The sequence below is a fragment of the Oceanicola sp. S124 genome (assembly GCF_000220565.1).
Taxonomy (GTDB): Bacteria; Pseudomonadota; Alphaproteobacteria; order Rhodobacterales; family Rhodobacteraceae; genus Pseudooceanicola.
The window spans coordinates 1-579 of sequence record NZ_AFPM01000336.1 but is presented as its reverse complement, the minus strand read 5'-3'; the positions used below and the strand labels follow the sequence as shown (position 1 = coordinate 579).

Here is a 579-nt window from a genome sequence, read left to right as displayed (position 1 = left end):
ATAGCGCCCCGGCCCCTCCATGATGGTCATGTCGGCCCCGGTCTGCGCCAGCGCATCGAGGTAGATCGCCGTATCCTCGCCATAGGCCGCTTCCAGAACGTAGTCCTCGGGGTGCAGCCGTTCGAGCATGCGCAGCACCTCGGGCGCAGCACCGGTGGCCTCGACCGCCTCGCGGACATTGTCATAGGCCTCGATCGGGCCACGGGTGTGGCAGACCATGCAGGCCTTCCCGTTCGAGATCGTGGTGCCGTAGATCGGGCTGGGGTCCTTCAGGAAGACCACCGCCGTCGGCCCGTTGTCGAGGTAGTTGCCCGCCGGATCCGTCAGGTAGTAGCCCTGCATCCCGTTGGGCAGCGAGAAGAGCATCTCTCCCCCGTCCTCCTCGAAATGGGGCATGTCGGGGAAGGCGGCCGCCGGTCCCAGCGGGGTTTCCTTCAGGCGCCGGATCGGGCTGACCCCACGGTCGAAATCGTAGGAGGTCCAGTAGTAGCCCCCCGTCGGCTGCTCCAGCCGCTCGATCAGGCGGTTGTTCTGGCTGACCGCCGAGGCCCCTTCCAGGAAGCCTGCCCGCATCACCTC

General features: G+C 67.0%; 1 protein-coding gene. It reads right to left on the bottom strand.

From position 1 onward, the window contains the following. Nucleotides 1–579: hypothetical protein (locus tag OS124_RS27710; RefSeq protein WP_010142452.1), on the bottom strand; the 579-nt coding region annotated here is incomplete at both ends.